This window comes from Hymenobacter daeguensis (assembly GCF_054780555.1).
The window spans coordinates 1-1,423 of the sequence record NZ_BAAGWC010000061.1 but is presented as its reverse complement, the minus strand read 5'-3'; the positions used below and the strand labels follow the sequence as shown (position 1 = coordinate 1,423).

The window sequence follows — 1,423 nt, the reverse complement described above, 5'->3', positions numbered from 1 at the left end:
TGCTGGCCAACGACACGAGCCCCAACGGCACGCCCCTGGCCATCGGCAGCGTGGGCGGCGGCGGCAACGGCACGGTGGTCGACAACGGCAACGGCTCCTACACCTTCACCCCCTTCCCCGGCTACACCGGCCCGGCCTCCTTCACCTACCTGCTCCAGGCCGCCGGCCCCATCTTCCCCGCCCCGGCCACGGGCCACTACTATGAGTTCGTGAGCGCCAACGGCATCTGCTGGGACGCCGCCCGCACCGCCGCCGCCGCCCGCACCTACGCCGGCATGCAGGGCTACCTGGCCACGCTCAACACCGCCGCCGACGTCAACGCCATCAAGGGCCGCGCCGGCTTCGGCGGCCAGTACTGGTTCGGCGCCGCCGACGACGTGACCGAGGGCAGCTTTACGTGGAAAACCGGCCCCGAGGCCGGCCAGCCGCTGACCTACGCCAACTGGAGCCCCGGCGAGCCCGACGACTACAAGAACATCTGGCGCCCGCAGGGCGAGGACTACGCCATGGTCTACGGCCAGTCGGGCCAGTGGAACGATTTGGACCTGTGCGGCACGGCCAGCCAGGTGGCCGGCTACGTGGTGGAGTACGGCGGGCTGGAAGCCTGCACGCCCGTCCTCTACGCCACGGGCACGGTCAACATTAACGTAACCAACACGGGCAACGGCGCCTCGCCCATCGTGGCCGGCCCCAACGCCTTCAGCACCACGCCCGGCACGCCGGTGACGGTGACGGCCGCCCAGCTGCTGGCCAACGACACCGACGCGCAGGGCCGCCCGCTGGCCGTGTCGAGCGTGAGCGGGGGCACCGGCGGCACGGTGGTCGACAACGGCAACGGCACCTACACCTTCACGCCCAACATCGGCTACACCGGCCCGGCCACCTTCACCTACCTGGCCCAGCTGGCCGGCCCGGTGTTCCCCTCGGCCGTGACGGGGCACTACTACGAGTTCGTGCCCACGGCCAACCTGACCTGGACCCAGGCCCGGGCCGCGGCCGCGGCCCGCACCTACAACGGGCTGAGCGGCTACCTGGCCACCATCACCTCGGCCACGGAAACCAACCTGCTCAAGGGCCGCAACCCCGACAACGTCTGGTTCGGGGCGGCCGACGACGTGGTGGAAGGCCAGTGGATGTGGAAAACCGGCCCCGAGGCCGGCACCACCTTCTACGTGGGCAACGGTACGACGGGCGGGGCCACGGTGGCCGGCCAGTACAGCAACTGGAGCTCGGGCGAGCCCAACGACTTCAAGAACCAGTTCCGCCCCATCGGCGAGGACTACGCCCACATGTACGGCAACTCGGGCCTGTGGAACGACCTGTCGGACAACGCCGGCGGCTCGGCCACCTCGGGCTACTTCGTCGAGTACGGCGGCCTCGAGGCCTGCACCCCCACGCTCTTCGCCACCGGAACCGTTACCGT

Annotated in this window: 1 protein-coding gene; it reads left to right on the top strand. The window is 70.5% G+C overall.

Annotation, left to right across the window (positions count from 1 at the left end):
- The coding region (locus ACYVHT_RS23275; protein WP_460557791.1) for a cadherin-like domain-containing protein at window positions 1-1,423 on the top strand (1,423 nt) is incomplete at both ends.